Origin of the sequence: Candidatus Merdisoma sp. JLR.KK011 (genome assembly GCF_036941125.1) — a bacterium.
Lineage (GTDB): Bacteria > Bacillota > Clostridia > Lachnospirales > Lachnospiraceae > Laedolimicola.
In genome coordinates this window covers 129,073-146,193 of sequence record NZ_JAYWSZ010000004.1, presented here as the reverse complement: position 1 = coordinate 146,193, position 17,121 = coordinate 129,073, and the positions used below count along the sequence as shown (strand labels likewise).

Sequence of the window (17,121 nt, the reverse complement as noted above, 5' to 3'; positions counted from 1 at the left end):
AAAACAGTAATATCCCTCAAAGTGCACAAATCGATTTACAGACGTATGTTTTTGCGGCTGGAAATTGATTTTATACCTGTGTACTTTGAGGAATATTACGGGACTGGAATAAGGAGGCGGCAGCGTGGCGAGAACGGTAGGAATCGGGCATCAGAATTTTGAGCAGCTGATAACAAACCATAATTTTTATATAGATAAGACAGAATTTATCCGGGAATGGTGGGAAAACCAGGATGTGGTGACGCTGATCACACGCCCCAGACGTTTTGGAAAGACACTGGCAATGAGTATGGTGGAGCAGTTCTTCTCCCTGAAATATGCGGGACGGGGAGATCTGTTTGAAGGGCTTGCCGTCTGGGAGGAAGAAAAGTACCGAAAGCTCCAGGGGACTTATCCGGTGATTGCCTTAAGCTTTGCAGACGTTAAGGAAAGCAGCTTTTCCGGCATCCGGGAAAAGATCTGCCGGATTTTAAAAAAACTTTGCGATGATTGGGATTTTGTTCTGCAGACGGATTTTTTAAAAGAGGGGGAAGCAGAGCTTTTGCGGAATGTGTCTGTGGAAATGACGGATGCCGCGGCATCTTATGTGTTAAAGGTATTGTCCTCCTGTCTGGAGCGTTATTATGGAAAGAAAGTGATTATTCTTTTGGATGAATACGATACGCCCATGCAGGAGGCCTGGCTGTCCGGCTGCTGGGATGAGGCAGCCGGCTTTTTCCGCAGCTTTTTTAATGCGGCGTTTAAAACAAATCCGTCTATGCAGCGCGGACTGATTACAGGCATTACCAGGATCTCCAAGGAATCCATCTTTTCAGACTTAAATAATCTGGAGGTTATAACAACCACCTCTGAAAAATATGCGCCTTATTTCGGCTTTACGGAGCAGGAGGTTTTTAAAGCCCTTGAAGAGATGGGGCTTGGAGCGGAAAAACAGGGTGTAAAGAGCTGGTATGACGGCTTTGCTTTCGGAAGGCTGAAGGATATCTATAATCCCTGGTCTATCACAAATTTTATCAATAAAAACGGTGAATACAATGCATATTGGGCAGACAGCAGCAGCAACGGACTTGTCAATTCCCTGATTCGCAGAGGCTCGTCAAATGTAAAAGAGATGATGGAAATGCTGCTGAATGGGAAAAGCATAGAGGTAGAATTGGATGAGCAGATTATCTTCGAACAGCTTGACGAGGATGAGAACGCTATCTGGAGCCTGCTCCTTGCAACGGGATATTTAAGAGTGGAAGAACTGGAACGAAGGGGACGGCTTTTGGAAAAGGTCTATAGGCTGCATTTGACGAACATGGAGATTGAGAGCATGTTTTCCAAAATGGTGCAGAGCTGGTTTAAGAATTCTCTGCCGGAGTACAACGGGTTCATCAAGGCGCTTCTGTGTGACGATAAAAAAGCAATGAACATTTATATGAACAAGGTTGCGCTGTCTACTTTTAGTTCCTTTGATGTGGGAAAGAAGCCCTCAGAGACGGCAGAGCCGGAGCGGTTCTATCACGGCTTTGTTCTGGGGCTTCTGGTGGAGCTTAAAAGCCGTTATATCCTGACTTCCAACCGGGAGAGCGGCTACGGCCGGTATGATGTGGTACTGGAGCCCCGAAAAGAAGGGGATGCGGCTATGATACTGGAGTTCAAGGTGCATGATCCGGAGGAGGAAAAAAGCCTTGCGGATACGGTGAAGTCCGCCTTGGCGCAGATTGAAGAAAAGCGGTATGCCGCCATGCTGGAGGAAAAGGGCATCCGGCCCGAATATATCCGGAAATACGGCTTTGCCTTTGAGGGGAAGAAGGTTCTCATAGGGTGAGAGAGTTCTCCGGAACAGCCGGCCAAGGAACAGAAAGGAAAATTGGGAGAAAGCAAGGAGGCGGCAGCGTGGCGAGAACGGTAGGAATCGGGCATCAGAATTTTGAGCAGCTGATAACAAACCATAATTTTTATATAGATAAGACAGAATTTATCCGGGAATGGTGGGAAAACCAGGATGTGGTGACGCTGATCACCCGCCCCAGGCGTTTTGGAAAGACGCTGGCAATGAGTATGGTGGAGCAGTTCTTTTCCCTGAAATATGCGGGACGGGGAGATCTGTTTGAAGGGTTTGCCGTCTGGGAGGAAGAAAAGTACCGAAAGCTCCAGGGGACTTATCCGGTGATTGCCTTAAGCTTTGCAGAGATAAAGGAGACCAATTACCCGGACGTGCGCAGGAGAATCAATCAGATTTTGACAGGGCTGTATGCGAGACATTATTATCTGATGGACAGCGATATGCTTACACCTGCTGACAGACGGTATTTTGAGAGTGTACGGGAGGATATGGGCGATGTAGAGGCAGCGATGGCGCTTCAGAAGCTGTCGGAATACCTATTCCGCCATCACGGAAAGCGTGTGCTTATTTTACTGGACGAGTATGACACGCCTTTACAGGAGTCATATGTGGGCGGATACTGGAAGGAGCTTGCGGCATTCACCAGAAGCCTGTTTAATGCGGCATTTAAAAGCAATCCTTATCTGGAACGGGCGATTATGACAGGGATTACCCGTGTGAGCAAGGAATCTATTTTTTCGGATCTCAATAATCTTACAGTGGTTACAACTACTTCGGATGTCTATGCGGAAAGCTTCGGCTTCACCGGGCAGGAGGTGTGGGAGGCCCTGGATGAGTATGGGCTTTCTGAGAAGAAGGAAGAGGTAAAAAGCTGGTATGACGGGTTCACTTTTGGAGAACATAAAGATATCTATAATCCCTGGTCGATTATTAATTATTTGAAAACAAAAAAGTTCTCCGCTTATTGGGCTAATACCAGCAGCAATAGCCTGGTGGGAAAGCTGATTCGTGAGGGAAACGGAAGTATCAAGCAGACAATGGAGGAGCTTCTGGCCGGAGGAACGCTTCATACGGAGATTGACGAGCAGATTGTCTTTAATCAGCTGGATGAGCAGGAAAATGCCATCTGGAGCCTGCTTCTGGCCAGCGGTTATCTGCGTGTGGAGAAGTTTGCCTTTTTGGAGGAATGGGGCAGCGGGGAATACGATCTGGTTCTCACAAACAAGGAAGTCCGCATTATGTTTAAAAATATGATTCGGAATTGGTTTGCAAAGGCTGGGACAGCCTACAATGAATTTATAAAAGCCCTTCTGCGTGACGATAAAAAAGCAATGAACATTTATATGAACAAGGTTGCGCTGTCTACTTTTAGTTCCTTCGATGTGGGAAAAAAGCCCTCAGAGACGACGGAGCCGGAGCGGTTCTACCACGGCTTTGTTCTGGGGCTTCTGGTGGAGCTTAAAAGCCGTTATATCCTGACTTCCAACCGGGAGAGCGGCTACGGCCGGTATGATGTGGTACTGGAGCCCCGAAAAGAAGGGGATGCGGCTATGATACTGGAGTTCAAGGTGCATGATCCGGAGGAGGAAAAAAGCCTTGCGGATACGGTGAAGTCCGCCTTGGCGCAGATTGAAGAAAAGCGGTATGCCGCCATGCTGGAGGAAAAGGGCATCCGGCCTGAATATATCCGGAAATACGGCTTTGCCTTTGAGGGGAAGAAGGTTCTCATAGGGTGAGCGTTTTCCTGGGGTTTTCTTTTTTGGATAAGTGTGCTACACTATCAGTTATCGGGTCAGATGCTTGCTGCGGGCAGGAAAAAACAAAAGCGAAACAGACGAACACAGAGAAAGAAGGAATTTTGTGAGAGAGATTAAGATTGGCGGTTATTACCGGCATTTTAAAGACGGGCTGTACCAGGTGACAGCCATTGCTGTCCACTCAGAGACAGGGGAACAGATGGTAGTGTACCAGGCTCAGTATGGGGAAGAAAAGACCTGGGTCCGTCCCTATGAGATGTTTGCAGGCGAGGTAGATCACAAGAAGTATCCGGAGGTAAAGCAGAAGTACCGCTTTGAGGAGGTGGAGGAGCCCACAGAGGTGAATCCCATGCTGGTACGTTTTCTGGATTTGGAGACCTACCGGGATAAACTAGAGCTTTTTCAGTCCTGGGCAGGCTATGAGGACGAGAACCTCTTTGAGAGCATCGCCGCTTCCCTGGATATCGGCCTGGCAGCAGGCAGCACCCAGGACAAATACCGCCAGATTTTGAATTGTCTGAAAACCATGGAACATTTTGAGACCGATCGGTTTCGGTGATAACAGCAAAGCTTGGACACTGCACAGAAGGATTTACGGACACATGGTTTAAGCGGGCGGAAATTCTTCTGGATAAGTGTGCAGTGTCCGAGCTTTGCGGAACTGGAATAGAGGATAAAAACAAATGAACATCGTAATAATTGGAGATGGCAAGGTAGGACATAAGCTTGCCATCCAGCTTACGTCCGAGCGTTACGACGTAACGCTGATTGACGTGCGGGAGGGCCGCTTAAAGGATTCTATCAATGAACTGGACGTATCCTGCGTGGTGGGAGACGGAGCCAGCGCGGAGATTCAGATGGAGGCGGATGTCCAGAGCGCGGATCTGGTGATTGCCTGCGCTTCCACCGATGAACTGAATATGCTCTGCTGCCTTCTGGCCAAGCGTCTGGGAGCCAAACAGACCATTGCCCGTGTGCGCAATCCCGTATACTATCAGCAGATTCATTTATTCAAGGACGATTTGAAGCTGAGTATGGCCGTTAATCCGGAGCTGGTGCTTGCAGGAGAGATTTCCCGTGTACTGATCTTCCCTTCGGCGGCCAAGGTAGAGACCTTTGCCAAGGGACGAGTGGAGCTGGTGGAGGCATCCATCAGTGAGAACAATCCTATGGCCGGCCTGTCGTTTCGGGAATTCTATGAAAAATACCAGATTAAAATGCTGATTTGCGCCGTCCAGAGAGGCAATGAGGTTTTTATCCCCGACGGCAGCTTTGTGCCGAACCGGGGGGACAAGATCAACATTGCAGCCTCCCACAAGGAGATTGAGAGGTTTTTCAAATTCGTGGGAGCCCTTCGCAGCCGGGTGAAAAACGTTATGATCTGCGGAGGCGGAAAGACGGCTTACTACCTGTCCTTAAAACTTTTGTCGCTGGGCATGAATGTCAAAATCATTGAGCGTGACGCAGAGCGGTGCGCTTCTTTGTGCGAGCTGCTTCCAAAGGCCACTATCATCTGCGGCAATGCGGCGGATCACGAGCTCCTGGAAGAAGAAGGCATTGAGCATGTGGACGGCTTTGTAGCCCTCACCGGCATGGATGAGGAGAACATCATTATGTCCATGTACGCCAAGACAAAGAAGGTCTCCAAGATTATTACCAAGGTAAATGACGAAGCGCTGCAGCATCTGGTGGATGAGCTTGGAATGGAAAGCGTGGTTTCGGCCAAAAACGTAACGGCCAATCTGATTATGAGTTATGTCCGGGCTATGAAAAATTCCATGGGCAGCGCCAACATTGAGACGGTATATCAGCTTATCAACGGTAAAGTGGAGGCCCTGGAATTCCAGATTCGGGAGGCGGCCAGATATACGGGAATTCCCCTAAAGGATCTGACCTTGAAGGAAAATCATCTGGTGGCCTGTATTGTGCGGAAGAGGCAGATTATTATTCCGGGCGGCAATGATACCCTGGAGGTGGGGGACAGCGTGGTCGTTGTAACCATGAGCCAGGGCCTGGAGGATCTGGAGGAGATTCTGAAGCGATGAATTACAGTATCATTCGATTTATTCTGGGAAGAATGCTGCGGATTGAGGGACTGGTGCTGCTGGTTCCGGCTCTTGTGTCTTTGGTTTACCAGGAGCACAGCGGTCTGACTTTTGTACTTACGTCGGCTCTTTTGATAGCGCTCTCTCTTTTGCTAGGGAAAAGACCGAAAAATATGGTGTTTTATGCAAAGGAAGGCTTTGTGATTGTAGCTTTGGCCTGGATTTTATGGTCGGCTTTCGGAGCGCTTCCCTTTGTGCTGTCCGGGTCTATTCCTCATTTTGTGGATGCTTTTTTTGAGACGGTTTCCGGATTTACCACTACAGGATCTACCATTTTGCAGGATATTGAGGTTCTGCCCAAGGGGATCAACTTCTGGCGCTGCCTCACTCACTGGATCGGCGGCATGGGCGTGCTGGTCTTTGTTATGGCGGTGATTCCTCTGGGAAATAAGGGAGCCATGTTTTTGATGCGTGCGGAGATGCCGGGACCTACCTGCGATAAGCTGGTGCCTAAGAGCAGGGGGACGGCAAAAATTCTCTATTGTATGTACCTTTTCCTCTCAGGCGTGGAGGTTCTTCTGCTTCTGGCCGGGGGCATGGATCTGTACAACGCAGTGATTCATACCTTCAGTACGGCGGGAACAGGAGGATTTTCCAGCATGAATGCCAGTGTGGCGGCTTTTGACAGCGCCTACATTGACGGTGTGATCACGGTTTTTATGCTGCTGTTCGGCATCAATTTTAACCTGTACTATCTATTGCTTTTGAAGAATGTACGGGCAGTTATGAAGAGCGAGGAGCTGCGGGCCTATCTGGGCATCGTGGCCGGAGCCATTGCGCTGATTACCCTCAATATCCTGCATTTGTATGAGACGCCTCTGCGCGCTCTTCGTTATGCGGCGTTTCAGGTGGCCTCGATCATCACCACTACCGGCTTTGTAACGGCAAACTATGAGCTGTGGCCGGAGCTTTCCAAGACAGTAATACTGCTGCTGATGATTATTGGCGCCTGCGCTGGATCTACGGGAGGCGGCATGAAGGTATCCCGTATTCTGATTCTCTCCAAGACTATCGGCAAGGAGGTCCGCCAGATTCTCCACCCCAAGTCCGTAAATGTGGTAAAGATGGACGGAAAGCGGGTGCCGGGGGAAAGCATTCACGGGGTTTATGTGTACCTGATCTGCTATCTGGTGATTCTGTGCGGCTCTGTCCTTCTGGTGTCTGTGGACAACCAGGATTTTACAACGAATTTTACGGCGGTGCTGACCACCCTCAACAATGTGGGGCCGGGTCTTGCGAAGGTAGGGCCCATTGAGAATTTTTTCCATTTTTCCTACTTTTCCAAGCTGGTTCTGAGCATGGACATGCTGGTGGGCCGCCTGGAGATCCTGCCCATGCTGATGCTGTTTGCGCCCCAAGTGTGGCGGAAGAAGTTTTAACATTACGGTGTGTCGAAGCAGCTTTACCCTTTAGTGCTGTCGCGCAGCGACTTTAAATAGTCCAGCTAAGAAATGCCAAGTATTTATTAAAAAGATTTTCTGCTGGACGGTAAAGCTGCAAAGGCGCACGAGAGGAACTTTTATGAGTGCCCTTTCGAATAAAAGTTTCTCTCAATACCAGTGTGTCGAAGCAGCTTTACCCTTTAGTGCTGTCGCGCAGCGACTTCTAATAGGAGAATAAAAAGGTTATGAATGAACATAATAGATTAACGGCAGAAGAAAACAGAGCCTTTTACCGGATGGCCATTGCCCTTGTAATTCCCATGGCACTGCAGAATCTGATCAATGTAGGCGTAACCACCGCCGACGTAGTGATGCTTGGGAAGGTGGGGGAGACTGCTTTGTCCGGCGCTTCTCTGGCCGGACAGGTTCAGTTTATTATGAATCTGATTTTCTTCGGGCTTACCTCCGGAGCTTCTGTTCTGACCGCCCAGTACTGGGGCAAACAGGACGTGCGCACCATTGAGAAGGTGTTTGGGATTTCCATGTGCATTTCTCTGGGAATCGGCCTGGTGTTTTTGGCGGCGGCCCAGATAATTCCCCGTCAGCTTATGTATGCTTTTTCCTCGGAGGAGCCGGTGATACAGGAGGGGATTTCTTATCTGCGGATTGTATCCTGGTCTTACCTTCCGGTGGCCTTCACGATGATTTATCTGAATCTGATGCGCAGCGTGGAGCGGGTGGTGGTGGCAACCTGGACATACTTTGCCTCTCTGATTATCAATATTATCGGAAATGCCATTCTAATCTTCGGCATGTTCGGGATACCGGCCATGGGAGTCCGGGGTGCGGCTTATGCTACCTTATTTGCCAGGCTGGTGGAGCTTGTGATCGTGGTACTGTACATAAACTGGAAGGGGAATCCCATTTCCCTTCACCTTCGGGATTTTGTACGGTTTGACCGGATGCTTCTTCGGGATTTTGTGGTGTTTTCCTCTCCGGTTGTGGCAAATGAGCTCATGTGGGGCCTTGGCATGTCCGCCAATGCGGCGATTATCGGCCATCTGGGAAGTGCGGCTGTGGCGGCAAACTCCGTGGCCCAGGTGTCCCGGCAGCTTATTATGGTGATTGGCTTCGGACTGGCGGCGGCTACCTCCGTTATGATAGGAAAGGTTATCGGAGAGCAGAAGCTTCGTCTTGCGGAAATCTATGCAAGGAAGTTTGTCTGGCTCAGCGTGGGGATTACACTGGCAGCGGCTTCCGGGTTGTTTTTATGCCGGGGCTTTATCTCGGGAAGCATGACGATATCTGGGGAGGCCAAGGATTATTTGAATTTTATGCTGTTTGTGGTCTGCTATTACGCCATTTTCCAGTCCTACAATACGACCCTGGTGGTAGGCGTATTCCGGGCCGGAGGGGACACACGGATTGGCTTCTTTGTGGACGTAATCGGCATGTGGTGCTTTTCCATTTTACTGGGCGCCATTACGGCGTTCTGGCTCCACTGGGGCGTCAAGGCCGTGTTTGTAGTGCTTTTGTCGGATGAGATAGTGAAGATTCCCATCACAACCTGGCGGTATCGGAAGAAGCTGTGGATTCGGAATGTGACCAGGGAAATTGAAACTTGATACTTATGGAACTGGAATAAGACGGTAAAGCTGCAAAGGCGCGCGAGAGGAACTTTTATGAGAGCTTTTTTAAGGAATATCGAATAAAAGTTTCTCTCATTACCGGTGTGTCGAAGCAGCTTTACCCTTTAGTGCTGTCGCACAGCGACTTAGAATAGGAGGTATAGTATTTATGTCAGAGAGAGAATGCAATAACAGCAGCTGCGACAAGTCAAGCTGCGAGGGCTGCCCCAGCAGGCAGCAGCCCCAGAGCTTCCAGGCGGAAGCAAACGAGTACAGCTGCATCCGCCGTGTGATCGGCGTGGTCAGCGGCAAGGGCGGCGTGGGAAAGTCTATGGTGACGGCTTCCCTGGCCAATCTTCTTGCCTCAAAGGGCTACAAGACAGGGATTCTGGATGCGGATATTACCGGCCCGTCCATCCCTAAGATGTATGGAGTCCACGGCCCTGCGGAGGTGACGGAAGAGGAGGGAATCACCCCCTGCTACACGGAGAACGGAATTGCCCTTATGTCCATCAATCTGCTGCTTCCAGACGAGGCGGCTCCGGTGATCTGGCGCGGCCCCATTATTGCAAATGTGGTAAAGCAGTTCTGGACGGACGTAATCTGGGGGGATCTGGATTATCTTCTGGTGGATATGCCGCCGGGAACAGGCGACGTGCCCTTGACGGTGTTCCAGTCCCTTCCGGTGAATGAGATTGTGATGGTAACCTCGCCCCAGGATCTGGTGCAGCTCATTGTCAAGAAGGCTCTGGGCATGGCAGAGCAGATGCATATTCCGGTAAAGGGAATTATCGAAAATTATTCCTATTTTAAATGTCCGGACTGTGGGAAGGAGATTCAGCTCTTTGGCAAGAGTCACATTGATGAGGAAGCGGCCAGGCTGGGACTTAAGGTTCTGGGGAAAATGCCTGTGGATCCATCCTTGGCGGAGGCTTCGGACAGAGGGGAATTCCATACGGTGAAGAATCCCTACCTGGATATTGATTTTGAATAAAAAATACATTTTCTGGTAAAAATCGGGAGAATTTTCTCCCGATTTTTGTTGAAAAGTAAAAAGGAGTATTGTATAGTAAGAAAGAAACGCAGGATGGAGGATTGTGTTATGGAGAAAACGGCAGCTCAGAAGTTGATATTGGGAATTCAGCATGTTTTGGCGATGTTTGGGGCAACGGTGCTTGTGCCGGCATTGACAGGGCTGAATACTTCGATCACACTATTTTGCGCAGGGCTTGGAACTCTTTTATTCCATTGGATTACAAAGAGAAAAGTACCTGTTTTTTTAGGCTCTAGTTTTGCATTTATCGGAGGAATCTGCACGATTCTGGGAGATTCCAGGATGGGAGACGGGGATTACCTGGAAAAACTGGCTTCTGTGAAAGGGGCTTTGATTGTGGCGGGCCTGGTATACGCAGTCTTTGCGGCGCTGATTAAGCTGGCTGGGTATGAGAAGGTGAATAAGCTGCTGCCGCCGATTGTGACAGGGCCTATTATCATCGTGATTGGCCTCAGACTTTCCGGGTCGGCCATTAATTCGGCTTTTTACTGGAATGGGGAGTTCAGTATGAAGGCGGTTCTGGTGACCCTTGCAGTTCTTGCTACGGTGATCTGCATTTCCGTATTTGCAAAGGGAATTTATAACCTGATGCCCATTCTTTTTGCGATTATTGTGGGGTATCTTGTATGCATTCCCATGGGCTTTATTGATATGACGCCTATGAGGGAGGCCCATGCCCTTTCTTTTCTGGATCGGAATATTATGGATCAGGTGCTCTGTATGCCGGTCTTTAAGGCGGATGCCATACTGGCCATTGCGCCAATCGCCCTTGTTACCCTGATTGAGCATGTGGGGGATATTACTACCAACAGTGCGGTGGTGGGAAAGAACTTTATGATTGACCCGGGTATTCACCGGACGATCCTGGGCGACGGCATAGCAACGGCAGCGGCGGGACTTCTGGGAGGCCCGGCCAATACGACTTACGGCGAGAATACAGGGGTTCTGGCAGTGACAAAGAATTACGATCCGGCGGTGATTCGGATTGCGGCGGTGTTTGCCATTGTGCTGGGACTGTTTGGAAAAATCGGCGGAATTATCACCAGTATACCGGGGCCTGTGACCGGCGGCATCAGTATTGTGCTTTACGGAATGATTTCTTCCGTGGGCGTGCGGATTCTGATTAATTCCCGTCTGAATTTCGGCAACAGCCGGAATCTGATGATTGCGGCGCTGATTTTTGTCCTGGGAATCGGCTGTGACAGCATTCCGGTAACGGGGACGGTGACTATTTCCGGACTGGCCCTGGCGGCTGTAGTGGGGATGGTTCTGGCAGCCATTCTTCCGGCAGGGACGGATGATGTAATCCAGGAATAAAGAATCTGCCGCAGGCAGGAGACACGTAAGATAAAAATGTAGAGATTACATAAAAAAGGGAGCGGATGAAAAATCCGTCTCCCCTTTTCCATTTTTATAATAGCACAAAATTCAAAAAAATCAAGACTGGTAAGGCAGTCAGGGGAATGTTATAATCTTTTTTATTACTGCTCACTGTGTGATCAGTAACGAGCTTCGCTGGATCATAAGGAATCCACCAAGCAAAGCTTGGTTCCCCTTATGATAACTGATGCGCAGAAAGCGCAAAAAGAAGCGGCTTCGCATCGAAAAATTTCAGAAAAGCCTCAGAAAAATGCGGCTTTTCTGAAGTGGGAGAGAATTCTTTAAAAAGAACAAGGGGGCGATTGTTTGGAGAAGGATTGGATGATTTTGTTACAACAGAAAAACCAGCTTGCAAAGGTACTGGAAACAAATGAGATGACTGCCAGGTACGGGCTTGTGCTGACACAGCAGGACGCAGAGCTTTTGGCGGCGGAGCGGTCTCATGTGCTGAAGAGGGAGCGCCGGGTGGAATTCGGCCCGGGAATCCTGCCGAAGGTGATTGAACAGTTCTGCGATTCTGATTTTATTGACCAGAATAATTATGTGGATACGCTGCTTAGGCTGCAGGAGATTTTCTATCTCTACAAAAATGAAATGCAGGATGAGATTTCCGATGAAGAATTGCTGCATTTTATGAAGGAGCAGTTTGAAGGAGTGTGTTTTGGAGATCTGGGCTATCTGGAAGGAACCTGCCTGCAGATTTTTGCAGAGGCTGTCCGGGCAGGCTACCGGGGGTATCAGGCCTCGGAAGGGTACGGGGAGTACACGGAGCTTGACGAGGTCAAACGGTGGGATCGGGACTTGTATCTGGAGGCTCTGTACGATTTGTTTTAGGCGGAGGGTGCAGGTTACAGAGCATGGAGCGGCCGGTAACAGGCGCAAAAAAAGGAAAGGGAGGGGTTTTTATGAATTATGAGCTGGAAGAGCTGCTGCCCATTGTTGGGCGGCTGGCAGAGAGATACACGGGGACGGACAGCACGTCGGTTTCTTATGAGAAGGCCGAGCAGCTGATGGAGGCAGTGCTGTACTGTATGCAGGAGGCGGAGCTTGAGTCTTCCCAGGCAGCTGCGGCCCAGGGAACCTCTGCCAGGCAGATGTATGAGGCGGGAAAGGCAGCCGTGGAGAGAAAGGTAAAAAGGGCTCTGGAGCTTTACCATAAGCTCCTGCCGGAATTTTCCGACTACGGAAGTCCTTATCTGGCAGATGCGGTTCTTAAGGGGATGCCTAAGTTTTTTCGGTGGTACAATATGGAATTCGAGCCCCAGAATACGATTTTAACGCTGGATTACCCGGTGCTAAGGGACTTGTCCCCTTACACGGGAATTGACAGAATCTATGAATTCCTTGTGTGCGTTGACAGAGAGCAGGAATTTTTAAAAGCATTTCCCCAGGGGATGGTAAGAGGGCTGCTGCGTTTCCGCTTCGGGGAGGAGGAAGACTTTGCCGATAATGTCTGTGAAGAGGTGCTTTTGGTCATGGCAATGCATATTTTGGCCGGGAAGCCCTTGGGGGAGGAAATGCTTTCGGAAAAAGACTGTCTTTTTGTGAAAAGCCGCCTGGGAGAAATGGAGCTTGCAGAGGTGAAAAGCCATCTTCTGCAAGCCTTGGAAAAATTCACAGAGGCTTATTGCAAAAATTCCGGGGCGCTTTTGGCATATCTGGAAAATGGGGTAAATAATATTGCCGTCCGATTGAAAAATAGTACTTGTAACTTTTCCTCTTCTGTGCTAGAATAAAACAAACGTTCGAGAACAAATGTTTGTTTTGAAGGAGGGGACGAAGGATGCAGATCCGTGTGCCGGAGAAGCTGTCGCTGATGGAAAAATTGAATATTTTGTCTGATGCAGCCAAGTATGACGTAGCCTGCACTTCCAGCGGAACGGAACGGGGGAACCAGGGAAAAGGCGTGGGGAATTGTGCGGTGGGCGGAATCTGCCACAGCTTTTCAGCGGACGGCCGCTGCATTTCTTTATTGAAGATTCTTTTTACAAATGAATGTATCTACAACTGCCGCTACTGCTTGAACCGCTCTTCCAATGACGTTCCCAGGGCGGCATTCACCCCCCAGGAGGTCTGCGATCTGACCATGGGATTTTACCGGCGGAATTATATAGAAGGGCTGTTTCTTAGTTCGGGCATTTTGAAAAGTCCCAGCTATACCATGGAGCTTCTCTATCAGACCCTTTATAAGCTGCGTCATGAATACGGCTTCGGGGGATACATCCATGTGAAGGCCATACCGGGCGCGGATCCCCGTCTGATTGAGGCTGTGGGATATCTTGCGGATCGCATGAGCGTAAACTTAGAGCTTCCTACAGCTGAGGGCCTTAAAAAGCTGGCTCCCAGCAAGTCCAGAGCGCGCATTCTCACGCCCATGCGGCAGGTTCAGAACCGCATGGAGGAGAACAAGAACGAGCTTGCTCTTTACCGCAGCGCCCCCCGTTTTGTCCCGGCGGGGCAGTCTACCCAGATGATTATAGGTGCCACGCCGGAGAATGATTACCAGATTGTGTCTGTGGCGGAATCCCTCTATCAGAAGTTTGCGCTTAAGAGGGTATTTTACTCCGCCTTTGTGCGTGTCAATGAGGACAGTCTGCTTCCGGCCCTTCCCGGAGGGCCGCCGCTCTTACGGGAGCACCGTCTGTATCAGGCGGACTGGCTTTTGCGCTATTATGGCTTCCGGGCTTCGGAGCTGCTTTCCGAGGAGAAGCCGAATTTTAATGTGCTTCTGGATCCGAAGTGCGACTGGGCTTTGCGCCATCTGGAACAGTTTCCGGTGGAAGTGAACCGGGCAGATTATATGACCTTGCTGAGAGTTCCGGGGATCGGGGTGCGTTCCGCCCAGAGGATTGTGAAGGCCAGGCGGCTGGGGACTGTGGATTTTCCCGATTTGAAGCGGATGGGGGTCGTGTTGAAGCGGGCCCTCTACTTTATCACCTGCCGGGGGCGTACCATGTATCCCATCCGGATTGAGGAAGACTATATTACGCGGAATCTTCTGGATGTAAAGGAGCGTCTGCCCTTTGGGACGGGGGAGCAGATTACGTATCGCCAGCTGTCGCTTTTTGATGATCAGAATAGCGGACAGGCAGTTATGTGATTGGAAGTAAAAGCCTATGACTATCTTTTGGTGTGAGGACAGCCTGGACGGGATTCTTACCGGGATTTATGACGCCTGGGACAGCCGTCTGGGACACGGAAACGTAAAACTGAAAACGGATGAACAGGATACGCTGGAGCTCTTCTGCAACTACCGCCAGGTTAAGACGGATGCGGTCAAGGCGGAGAAGGTGCTGCGTACCATTCGGGAGCGGCTTGGGGAGGAGGCCTTTGAAGCAGTCTGCTATGCTGCGGCCTGTACGGACAGCAGACGGGCGGACGCTATCTATCGGGTTGTGGTTCTGGGGCTTCATATGAAGGACGGCCGCCGGGTAATGAACTGCCTTCAGAATCCCGATGTGTCTCTTGTTATGAGCCTTCGGATCAAAGCCTGGCATGAGGCCCATCGGTATATGGGTTTCGTGCGCTTTGAGGAGCTGGAAAACGGCGTGCTTTACAGCGCCATTGAGCCGGCCTATGCGGTTCTGCCGCTGATGGCGCCTCATTTTGCAGATCGCTTCCGGCAGGAAAACTGGGTGATCCACGATAAGCGCAGAGGCGTTATGGCAGTACACCCCAAGGGATCTTTGTGGGTTCTCGCAGATGCCAGGGAGCTGAATACGGACTATTTGGGACATCCCACAGAGAGGGAGCAGGAATTCAGAGAGCTGTGGAAGAGCTTCTGTAAAAGCATTGCCATAGAGGAGCGCAGGAATCCCAGGTGCCAGCAGGGACTTCTGCCCCTGCGCTTCCGAGGCTGCATGACGGAGTTTCGAGAGGAAGGATGAAGCCATATGATTTCTTATGAGATAATACGCAGCAGGCGCCGGACGCTGGCATTGCAGGTGACACGGGAGGGAAGGGTTGTAGTGCGCGCCCCTCTTCGGTATCCGGCAGACCGGATTGAAGCATTTGTGCGGCAGCATGAGCCGTGGCTGCAGAAGAAGCTTTCGGAGCAAAAAGAGAGAGGAAGCGCGCTGCCGGTGCTGAGCCAGGAGGAGGAATATGCCTGCCGGGAGCAGGCGCGGCAGGTGCTTGGGGAGAAGACTGCCTATTATGCCCGGAGGATGGGTGTTACTTACGGGCGGATCTCCATCCGGGGACAGAAAACCAGGTGGGGAAGCTGCAGCGCAAAAGGCAATTTGAATTATAACTGGAAGCTGATGCTCTGCCCCGAGGAGGTGCAGGATTATGTGGTCGTCCATGAGCTGGCGCACCGAAGGGAGATGAATCATTCCAAAGCGTTTTATCGGATTGTGGAGGAGATCCTTCCGGATTACAGGGACTCTATACGATGGCTTAAGGAGAATACCTAGCGTGTTGTCTGGCAATTCTTTCTAAACTGTTACAAAAGTTTTTCATATTATGGAAAATGTATGGAAAATTTTAAGAAAAGTTCTTTTGACATGTCCTCGAAATCATAGTAAACTTATAATTGTGGTTACAATTCCATGAAGAAAGGGAAGGCTCGACGCAGAGACAGGAGAAAGAGAATGGGAGAGATTCCGGTAATAAAGGCCGCACTTTTAGGTGCGGGAACAGTGGGCGGAGGGGTTTTTGAGATCCTAAGCCGCCAGAGAGAGGAGATGCCCCGAAAGCTGGGCGCTTATGTGGAGATTACGAAAGTGCTTGTCCGGAATAAAGGCAAGGAGCGGCCGGGCATGGATTCCTCTTTGTTTACGGAGGACTGGAAGGAGATTCTTGCGGATCGGGAGATTCAGATTGTTATTGAACTGATGGGCGGCATAGAACCGGCAAAGACTTACATTCTGGAGGCCTTGCGCTCGGGAAGGCATGTGGTGACGGCCAATAAGGATCTGCTGGCGGATTACGGGAGGGAGCTTCTGGATACGGCCCAGGAACATGGCTGTGATTTGATGTTTGAGGCGGCGGTAGCCGGGGGAATTCCCATTATCCGGCCTTTGAAGCAGTGTCTGGCCGCCAACCATATCACAGAGGTTATGGGGATTGTAAACGGAACTACCAACTACATTCTCACCCGGATGACCGAGGATCGGATGGAGTTTTCCGAGGCGCTGGCTCTTGCGTCAAAGCTTGGATATGCGGAGGCAGACCCCACGGCAGATGTGGAAGGGTACGACGCGGGGCGCAAGGTGGCGATTATGGCTTCCATTGCCTTTAATTCCCGCGTTACCTTTGGGGATGTATTCACGGAAGGCATCACAAAGATTACCGCTGCGGATATTGCCTATGCAGATGAACTGAATATGGTGATTAAGCTTCTGGGCGTGGCAAAGAATGCCGGAGACGGCATAGAGGCCGGAGTGTATCCGATGCTGATTCCCAGAGAGCATCCTCTGGCTTCTGTCCAGGATGCCTTTAATGCTGTTTTTATTCACGGGGATGCAGTGGACGACGCCATGTTTCTGGGGCGCGGCGCCGGCAGATTCCCTACGGGCAGTGCGGCAGCCGGAGATATTTTTGAGGTTGTCCGGAATATCCGGGCAGGCAGTACCGGAAAGATTGGGTGTACCTGCTATAAGAACTTACGGGTAAAGCCTGCGGATGAGGCCAGCCATCGGTATTTTCTGCGTCTGCAGGTAGAAGACCGTCCCGGCGTTCTGGCCGGGATTGCCTCTGTATTCGGCAATAACAATGTAAGCATCGCCCAGGTGATTCAGAAGAATAAGCATGGGGAGTTTGCGGAGCTTGCGGTTATTACGGAGCAAGTGCTGGAGCGCCATTTCAAGGATTCGCTTCTGGTGCTTGGAGAGATGTCTATGATCAAAGAAATTTCCACGATTTTGCGTGTATATGCATAAGAGAAAGCGCACCGGCCCCTTCGGGGCTGCTGCGAAAAGTATGGCGTCCGGTTCTGCTTATGGGGGAGCAGAGCCGGGGGCCTGGAACCCATTGGAGGGGAA

14 protein-coding genes are annotated in these 17,121 nt (G+C 50.4%); all 14 read left to right on the top strand.

What is annotated here, in order from left to right; genetic code table 11:
* Positions 1-124 precede the first annotated feature (124 nt).
* The 14 genes from VV089_RS14245 to VV089_RS14180 all read left to right on the top strand — a co-directional run bounded on the left by VV089_RS14245 (position 125) and on the right by VV089_RS14180 (position 17,019).
* On the top strand, positions 125-1,813 hold the full coding sequence (locus VV089_RS14245; protein ID WP_334336374.1) for an AAA family ATPase: 1,689 nt from the start codon (positions 125-127) through the stop codon (positions 1,811-1,813).
* Positions 1,814-1,881: 68 nt separating this feature from the next.
* Positions 1,882-3,567: an AAA family ATPase gene (locus VV089_RS14240; RefSeq protein WP_334336373.1), complete on the top strand. Its 1,686-nt coding sequence runs from the start codon at positions 1,882-1,884 to the stop codon at positions 3,565-3,567.
* A 124-nt stretch (positions 3,568-3,691) separates the two neighbouring features.
* On the top strand, positions 3,692-4,147 hold the full coding sequence (locus VV089_RS14235; RefSeq protein WP_334336372.1) for a DUF1653 domain-containing protein: 456 nt from the start codon (positions 3,692-3,694) through the stop codon (positions 4,145-4,147).
* Positions 4,148-4,271: 124 nt separating this feature from the next.
* Positions 4,272-5,633, top strand: a complete 1,362-nt coding sequence (gene trkA, locus VV089_RS14230; protein ID WP_172543606.1) for a Trk system potassium transporter TrkA — start codon at positions 4,272-4,274, stop codon at positions 5,631-5,633.
* Complete coding sequence (locus VV089_RS14225) at positions 5,630-7,072, top strand: TrkH family potassium uptake protein (protein WP_172543607.1); 1,443 nt, start codon at positions 5,630-5,632, stop codon at positions 7,070-7,072. Before trkA ends, VV089_RS14225 begins: the two co-directional genes overlap by 4 nt.
* 248 nt (positions 7,073-7,320) lie before the next feature.
* On the top strand, positions 7,321-8,700 hold the full coding sequence (locus tag VV089_RS14220) for an MATE family efflux transporter (RefSeq protein ID WP_172541680.1): 1,380 nt from the start codon (positions 7,321-7,323) through the stop codon (positions 8,698-8,700).
* A 172-nt stretch (positions 8,701-8,872) separates the two neighbouring features.
* Complete coding sequence (locus VV089_RS14215; protein WP_172540644.1) at positions 8,873-9,697, top strand: Mrp/NBP35 family ATP-binding protein; 825 nt, start codon at positions 8,873-8,875, stop codon at positions 9,695-9,697.
* A gap of 108 nt (positions 9,698-9,805) precedes the next feature.
* Positions 9,806-11,074 (top strand): uracil-xanthine permease family protein, encoded by a 1,269-nt coding sequence (locus VV089_RS14210; RefSeq protein ID WP_172540645.1) that lies wholly within the window; start codon positions 9,806-9,808, stop codon positions 11,072-11,074.
* Between the two features lie 384 nt (positions 11,075-11,458).
* Positions 11,459-11,971 carry a DUF6323 family protein gene (locus VV089_RS14205; protein WP_334336371.1) on the top strand — a complete coding sequence of 171 codons (513 nt, stop codon included), beginning with the start codon at positions 11,459-11,461 and terminating at the stop codon, positions 11,969-11,971.
* A gap of 71 nt (positions 11,972-12,042) precedes the next feature.
* Positions 12,043-12,873, top strand: coding sequence for a DUF6179 domain-containing protein (locus VV089_RS14200; RefSeq protein WP_334336370.1), 831 nt, complete (start codon positions 12,043-12,045; stop codon positions 12,871-12,873).
* Between the two features lie 47 nt (positions 12,874-12,920).
* The gene (locus VV089_RS14195; RefSeq protein ID WP_334336369.1) at positions 12,921-14,237 is read left to right on the top strand and encodes a putative DNA modification/repair radical SAM protein; all 1,317 of its coding nucleotides are present in this window, start codon (positions 12,921-12,923) and stop codon (positions 14,235-14,237) included.
* Between the two features lie 16 nt (positions 14,238-14,253).
* The gene (locus tag VV089_RS14190; protein WP_334336368.1) at positions 14,254-15,024 is read left to right on the top strand and encodes a TIGR03915 family putative DNA repair protein; all 771 of its coding nucleotides are present in this window, start codon (positions 14,254-14,256) and stop codon (positions 15,022-15,024) included.
* A gap of 6 nt (positions 15,025-15,030) precedes the next feature.
* Complete coding sequence (locus tag VV089_RS14185; protein ID WP_334336367.1) at positions 15,031-15,552, top strand: M48 family metallopeptidase; 522 nt, start codon at positions 15,031-15,033, stop codon at positions 15,550-15,552.
* Positions 15,553-15,729: 177 nt separating this feature from the next.
* Complete coding sequence (locus VV089_RS14180) at positions 15,730-17,019, top strand: homoserine dehydrogenase (RefSeq protein WP_334336366.1); 1,290 nt, start codon at positions 15,730-15,732, stop codon at positions 17,017-17,019.
* The last annotated feature ends 102 nt before the right edge of the window (positions 17,020-17,121 follow it).

What these genes read in the sequence shown, in the direction of transcription:
- VV089_RS14215 (WP_172540644.1), top strand. Translation starts at nt 8,873, where the DNA reads ATGTCAGAGAGAGAATGCAATAACAGCAGCTGCGACAAGTCAAGCTGC.
- VV089_RS14190 (WP_334336368.1), top strand. Translation starts at nt 14,254, where the DNA reads ATGACTATCTTTTGGTGTGAGGACAGCCTGGACGGGATTCTTACCGGG.
- VV089_RS14185 (WP_334336367.1), top strand. Translation starts at nt 15,031, where the DNA reads ATGATTTCTTATGAGATAATACGCAGCAGGCGCCGGACGCTGGCATTG.
- VV089_RS14225 (WP_172543607.1), top strand. Translation starts at nt 5,630, where the DNA reads ATGAATTACAGTATCATTCGATTTATTCTGGGAAGAATGCTGCGGATT.
- VV089_RS14195 (WP_334336369.1), top strand. Translation starts at nt 12,921, where the DNA reads ATGCAGATCCGTGTGCCGGAGAAGCTGTCGCTGATGGAAAAATTGAAT.
- VV089_RS14205 (WP_334336371.1), top strand. Translation starts at nt 11,459, where the DNA reads ATGATTTTGTTACAACAGAAAAACCAGCTTGCAAAGGTACTGGAAACA.
- VV089_RS14220 (WP_172541680.1), top strand. Translation starts at nt 7,321, where the DNA reads ATGAATGAACATAATAGATTAACGGCAGAAGAAAACAGAGCCTTTTAC.
- trkA (WP_172543606.1), top strand. Translation starts at nt 4,272, where the DNA reads ATGAACATCGTAATAATTGGAGATGGCAAGGTAGGACATAAGCTTGCC.
- VV089_RS14200 (WP_334336370.1), top strand. Translation starts at nt 12,043, where the DNA reads ATGAATTATGAGCTGGAAGAGCTGCTGCCCATTGTTGGGCGGCTGGCA.
- VV089_RS14210 (WP_172540645.1), top strand. Translation starts at nt 9,806, where the DNA reads ATGGAGAAAACGGCAGCTCAGAAGTTGATATTGGGAATTCAGCATGTT.
- VV089_RS14180 (WP_334336366.1), top strand. Translation starts at nt 15,730, where the DNA reads ATGGGAGAGATTCCGGTAATAAAGGCCGCACTTTTAGGTGCGGGAACA.